Raw genomic sequence first — 5,994 nt, forward strand, 5'->3', positions numbered from 1 at the left:
GGCCTGCACCGCGGCGGCCCACAGGTCGGCCAGCGTGGTGTCGAACGGCACCTCCGGCCGCCATCCCAGCTCGCGCTCGGCCGCGGCGACGTCCGCCTGCTGCCAGGAGACGCCCGCGGACCGGTCGGAGCCCGCCGCGCTCTCGTCGAGGGTGCCGCCGAAGCCCGCGGCGGCGACCAGCCCGTCGGCGACCGCGCGCACCGGCCGGGCCAGGCCGCTGCCCACGTTCAGCACGCGGGGGAGCGGCCGGGCGGCGGTGGCGGCGAGGGCGACGGCCCGGGCGACGTCGCGGACGTCGACGAAGTCCCGGTACGCCGAGAGGTCGCCGACCCGTACCGTGCCGTCCGGGCCGGCCCGGTGGAGCTCCCGCGCGAGCCGGCCGGGCAGCGACCCGGCCGGCGCGCCCGGCCCGACCGGGTTGAAGACCCGCAGCACGACCGCGTCGAGCGCGGCCGAGGCCACCGTGAGGCTGCCCGCCAGCTTGGTCGCGCCGTAGACGCCGACCGGCCGCAGCGGCCCGTCCTCGCCGAGCGAGGTGCCCGGCTCGCAGGCCCCGTACTCGCCGGCCGAGCCGAGGTGCACCAGCCGGGCGTCCGGCGCCGCGGCCAGCATGGCGTCGCAGAGCAGCGCCGGGCCGCGGGTGTTGACCTCGGCGAGGTGGAGGGCGCTGCCGGACACCGCGCCGGCGCAGTTGACCACGACGTCCGGGGCGAGCGCCGCCAGGTCCGCCATCAGCGCCGGCAGGTGCGCACTGCCGAGGTCGAGCGGCAGGTCGTGCGCCGCGCGCCGGCCGGCGGTGCGGACGTCCGCCCCGGGCAGTGCGCGCAGCGCGGCGGCGGCGTGCCGGCCGAGGTAGCCGTCGGCGCCGAGCAGCAGGACCCTCATGCGGCCCGCCCGTCGGCCGGGACGGCGGCCAGCGGAGCCTGGTCGCCGGACACCTCGGCGGTGTCGGACCGGTCGCCGCCGCGGGCCGCGGGCACCGCCGCCGCGCCGAGCAGCACGGGCGCCAGCTGGGCGAACTCCGCGTTGGCGCGGTCGTAGTCGTCGGGGCGGCCGATGTCCAGCCAGTAGCCGTCGAACTCGTAGGCGGACGGCGGGGTGCGGGCCGCCAGCAGGTCGAGGACGAGCTCGTCGAAGCCGAGCGGCTGCCCCGGGGTGTACGCGGCGAGGGCCTTGCGGGAGACGCCGTACACGCCCATCGAGACCCGGTAGCCGATGCTGGGCTTCTCCTCGAAGCCGGTGATGGCGCCGTCCTCGGAGGTCAGCACGCCGAAGTCGATCTTCACCTCGCGGCCGTAGGTGGCGATGGTCAGCGGCGCCCCGGAGTCCTCGTGGTGGCGGAGCACCGCGGCGAAGTCGAGGTCGGTGAGGATGTCGCCGTTCATCACCAGGAAGTGGTCCGGCAGGCGGTCCTGGATGTTGAGCAGCGGGCCCATGGTGCCGAGCGGACTGTCCTCGGTGGCGTAGCCGACCCGCAGGCCCCAGCGCGAGCCGTTGCCCACGTAGGCGCGGATGATGTGGCCGAGGTGGCCTATCGCGAGGGTGACGGACTCGAAGCCGGACGCGGCGAGCTGGCGCATCACGATCTCGAGGATGGCGTGCTGGTCGCCGATCGGCACCAGCGGCTTCGGGAGGGCGGTGGTGTACGGGCGCAGCCGGACGCCCTTGCCGCCTGCCAGGATCACTGCATGCATGTTCTTCCCCCCACGGGTGTGTGTGCTGCGGGTGTACTGCTTCCGGTCCGGCCGGTGTGTGGTGACCGGCGGGTCCGGGGTGGTGCGGTCGGAAGCGGTCAGACGTTGTAGAGGTCGGTCTTGTAGCGGGCCAGGTTGGCCGGGTCGCGGAAGAAGGCGATGGTCTGCTCCAGGCCCTCCTCCAGGGTGTGGGCGGGCGCCCAGCCGGTGGCGGCGCGCAGCCGGGTGGCGTCCGCGACCAGGCGCATGACCTCGGAGTTGGCGGGCCGGATGCGCTGCTCGTCCTCGCGCACGACCAGGTCGGTGTCCATCAGCTTGCCGACCAGGGTGACCAGGTCGCCCACCGAGATCTCGCCGCCGGTGCCCGCGTTGAAGGTCCGGCCGACCACGTCGGCGGCGGGCGCGGTGCCCACCGCGCGGAAGGCCGCGGCGGTGTCCTTGACGAACATGAAGTCGCGGGTGGGCCGCAGGTCGCCGAGGGTGATCTCGGTCTGCCCGGCCGCGATCTGGGCGATCACGGTGGGGATCACGGCGCGCATGGACTGCCGGGGGCCGAAGGTGTTGAACGGCCGCAGCGTGACCACCGGGGTCTCGAAGCTGGCGTGGTAGCTGTCGGCGAGCCGGTCGCCGCCGGCCTTCGAGGCGGCGTACGGCGACTGGGTGTTGATCGGGTGGTCCTCGGTGATCGGCACGGTCTGCGCGGTGCCGTACGTCTCGCTGGTGGAGGTGTGCACCAGCCGCGGCACGTCGAGGTGGCGCACCGCCTCCAGCACGTTGAGGGTGCCGGTGACGTTGGTGTCGACGTAGGAGTGCGGGGCCCGGTACGAGTACGGGATCGCGATCAGCGCGGCCAGGTGGTAGACCGCCTCGGCGCCCTTGACCAGGCCGTTGACCGAGCCAGGGTCGCGGACGTCGCCGAGCACGATCTCGACCGAGTCGAGCACCTCGCGGTCCAGGGTCTCCAGCCAGCCGAACGACGAGAAGGAGTTGTACTGGACCATCGCGCGCACGGTGTGGCCGTCGGCGACCAGCGTCTCGACCAGGTGGGAGCCGATGAAGCCCTCGGCTCCGGTCACGGCGACAGTGGTCATGTGTCCTCTTTTCAGCGGTGTGTGGTGGTGCGTGCCGGGCGGGTGCTCAGCGGTGTTTGGTGGTGCGGCCGAGCACGGGCACGGCGATCAGGGTGAGCAGGAGGGCGGCGCCGCCGCAGCCGGCCAGCCGGTCGGCGGTCGGGGCGGTGCCGGCGAGCAGGGCGGTCACCTGGTAGCCGGCGCAGGCCGCGCAGACCAGGGCGGTCGTCCAGCTCAGGCCGAAGGCGTTGAGCAGCAGCGCGAGCCAGAGCGCGGCACCGAGCAGCACCAGCGCGGCCAGCGCGGCCGCGTCGAGCCGCGGGGCGCCCGGCCACAGCAGGGCGGCGGCGGCGTCCAGCAGGGCGACCACCGTCAGGTAGCAGGCCAGGCAGCCCAGCAGGTAGCCGGTGGTGCGGCGGGTGAACTCGGCCGGGCCGTGGCTGGTGCGCAGGGCGCCGACGGCGAGTTCGCGGTAGCGGAACAGCAGCCACTCGGCGAGGCCGAGGCTGAGGCTGAGCGCGGCCATCTGCGGGCCCGCCGGGCTGCCGCCGGTGGGTGCGGCGGTGTGGGCGAGCGCCTGGTGCAGGGTGTCGCCGAGGCCGGCGATGAGCGTCATGGTGCCGGCGGCGAGCCCGAACAGCACCTGCGGCACCTCGTCGCGGAACGGCAGGTAGACGTCGGTCGTGCCGGCCGGCTCGCGGAAGCAGCGGACGAGTTCGCGCCCGGCCAGGCCCAGCGCGAGGGCGGTGGTCACGAGCAGCACGCCGGTGCGGACGGCGCCCGGCACCGGGACGGCGAGGACGACGCCGGCGCCGACGGTGGACGGGGCCAGCGCGGCCAGCAGGACGGTCTCGCGGCCGAGCACCAGCAGCACGGTCGCCGAGGCGAGGTACACCGACTGGCCGGCGGCGAACCAGAGCGCGGCCGGCGGACCGCCGACCGCCCAGGCCGCGCCGGTGGCGAGGGCGGCGCCGGCGGAGGCGCCCCAGGTGAGGCAGTGCCCGGCGGCCCGGCGCTGCCCGCGGCCCAGCCAGCCGTACGCCCGGTGGGCCAGGCCCTGGTTCCAGCCCCAGCCGGCCAGGGTGGCCACGGCGAGCGCGGCGGCGCCGGCCGGCAGGCCGAACTGCGTACGGCCGGGGGCGAACAGGTGGGCGCCCAGCAGGTAGCCGAAGCCCGGCAGCGCGAAGACCAGGCCGCGGACCAGGCAGCGCCACGGGTCGGCGCGCCACGGGTTGGAGAACTCCGCGCCGGTGCCGCGGTAGCGCCGCGGCACCCGGGCGAACAGCTCCTCGGCGAGGGTGAAGGCGTCCGGCCGCCCGTAGACCAGTGCGGCCTGCTGGTCCGTCATGCCGTCGGACTCCAGGAACGCGGCGATCTCGTACGGGTGGACCGCGTACGCGCACAGGTCGGCGAGCCGCTCGGCGAGTTCGTCGATCGGGTCGGCGGACAGCTCCGGAGCCCGCTCGGCCTCCGCGGGGCGCGGCCGGGGCCGGGGCAGGGTGCGCAGCTGCACCGTCCGGTCCCAGTCCTCGCCGGTCTCCTCCGCGACCAGGTGCAGGGGGCCGCTCATACCTCGTTGCTCCTTCCGTCGCCGCGGGTGCGCCCGGGGCGGTGCGGCGCGTTCACCGGGCCACCCGGGTGCGTCCGGCCGGCTCGGGTTCGGCGGGCTGCGCCAGCGGCAGCCGCGGCATGTAGAGCGAGGCCAGCCGGTCGGGGGTGCGGCCCGCGCCGAGCAGCTCGGTGTAGATCTCGCGGAAGCCGTCGATGTTCTGGCGGAGGGTGAACTGCTCGATCACCCGGAGCCGGGCCTGCTCGCCGAGTCTGGCCCGGCGCTCGGGGTCGCGGAGCAGTTCCAGGGCGGCGGCGGCCATCGGGGCGGGCTCGCGCGGCGGGACGACCAGGCCGGAGTCGCCGACGGCCTCGCGGACGCCGCCGACGTCGGTGGAGACGGTGGCGCGGCCGCAGGACATCGCCTCGATCAGGGTGAACGGGAAGCCCTCGCTGATGCTGGAGAGCATCACCACGTTGCCGGCCGCGTAGGCGTCGGTGATGTCGGCGACCCGGCCCTCGAAGACCACGGCGTCGCCGACGCCGAGCTGTTCGGCCAGCGCGACGCAGCCGTCCCGGTAGCCCTCGGCGCCGCGGGCGGTGCCGCCGAACAGGCGCAGCCGGGCCTCCGGGATCTCGGCCCGGACGATCGCGAAGGCGCGGATCAGGGTCTCCAGGTCCTTGATCGGGTCGACCCGGCCGGCCCAGCTGAGGGTGGGCGCCTCGGGCTCCGGCCCGGCCGGCGGGAAGGCCGCCGGGTCGACGCCGTTGTACACGGTGCGGATGTGCGCGGACGGGGTGCCGCCGCGCTCCTCCCACCGCCGGTTGTAGCGGTTGCCGGGGGTGACCAGCGCGGCGCGCCGGTAGCTCTCCTCGGCGAGCATTCGGTAGAAGCCGAGCAGCAGCGCCTTGACCGGCCAGCGGTAGGGGCCGGTGCGGTAGCCGAGGTAGCGCTCGCGCAGGTAGATGCCGTGCTCGGTGAGCAGGAACGGCACGTGGTGCTGCCAGGCGGCGAGCAGCCCGGGCAGGGTGGCGAGGCCGCCGCTGGCGGCGTGCGCGATGCCCTCCCGCGGCGGCGGCACGGCCAGCGGCCGCAGCGCGTGCTCCAGCAGGTCGGTGGCGTTCAGCGCGTCGTACATGGTGGGGCGGGAGGCGGCGGTGGGGTGGTCCTCGCGGGTCCACACCCGGTGCAGGGTCCGCAGGGACTGCTCGCTGCGCAGGGTGGGGCCGAGCCGGCCGTCCCGGGCGAGGTCGGCCAGCTGGTTGAGGCCGGGGCTGAAGTGCCCGGCGAAGATCGGGGAGAGCAGGGAGTTGAGGAAGCGCTCGTACGACTCCTGGAAGCGCCGCATGGCGGCGCCGCGCGGCGGACGCCCGCCCTCGGGCGGCCCCCAGAGCGGCGCGACGGTCACCGAGCGGACGTTGTGCGGCAGGTCCCAGACCACGGGCTCAAGCCCGGTGCCGGTGACCGCGATGACGTCGAACTCGACGTCGGGCATGCCCTGGACGAGCTGGTCGCACCAGACACTCACCCCGCCGTGCTGATGCGGGTACGTCCCCTCGGTGAGCAGGGTGACACGCATGACAAAAGACCCCCCTGGCCTTCTGCCCGCCGTGGTCGGGCGGGCGGTGCCGGGGGGCGGGGGGGGGGGGGGCCGCGGCGCCGGGGGGTGGGGGGGGGTGTT

General features: G+C 75.6%; 4 protein-coding genes and 1 pseudogene. All 5 read right to left on the reverse strand.

Features of this window, described 5'->3' with window-relative positions:
* Positions 1-885, reverse strand: an 885-nt coding sequence (locus tag ACFV0G_RS33435; RefSeq protein ID WP_380556118.1) for an NAD-dependent epimerase/dehydratase family protein, incomplete at its 3' end; no start/stop codon positions are given.
* A 98-nt stretch (positions 886-983) separates the two neighbouring features.
* A pseudogene (locus ACFV0G_RS33440) lies at positions 984-1,694 on the reverse strand (NDP-sugar synthase); the annotation flags it as partial.
* 98 nt (positions 1,695-1,792) lie between these two features.
* Entirely contained in the window at positions 1,793-2,785 is a 993-nt protein-coding gene (locus tag ACFV0G_RS33445; protein ID WP_380556120.1) for an SDR family NAD(P)-dependent oxidoreductase, read from the reverse strand.
* 46 nt (positions 2,786-2,831) lie between these two features.
* Positions 2,832-4,334: a hypothetical protein gene (locus ACFV0G_RS33450; protein WP_380556122.1), complete on the reverse strand. Its 1,503-nt coding sequence runs from the start codon at positions 4,332-4,334 to the stop codon at positions 2,832-2,834.
* 52 nt (positions 4,335-4,386) lie between these two features.
* Positions 4,387-5,892: a GT4 family glycosyltransferase PelF gene (gene pelF / locus ACFV0G_RS33455; RefSeq protein WP_380556124.1), complete on the reverse strand. Its 1,506-nt coding sequence runs from the start codon at positions 5,890-5,892 to the stop codon at positions 4,387-4,389.
* Positions 5,893-5,994: the final 102 nt, after the last annotated feature.

It is taken from the genome of Kitasatospora sp. NPDC059571, from assembly GCF_042735675.1.
GTDB lineage: Bacteria > Actinomycetota > Actinomycetes > Streptomycetales > Streptomycetaceae > Kitasatospora.

Bases quoted from the DNA above. Each gene is read 5' to 3' on its own strand.
- ACFV0G_RS33445 (WP_380556120.1), bottom strand. From the start codon at position 2,785: ATGACCACTGTCGCCGTGACCGGAGCCGAGGGCTTCATCGGCTCCCAC.
- ACFV0G_RS33450 (WP_380556122.1), bottom strand. From the start codon at position 4,334: ATGAGCGGCCCCCTGCACCTGGTCGCGGAGGAGACCGGCGAGGACTGG.
- pelF (WP_380556124.1), bottom strand. From the start codon at position 5,892: ATGCGTGTCACCCTGCTCACCGAGGGGACGTACCCGCATCAGCACGGC.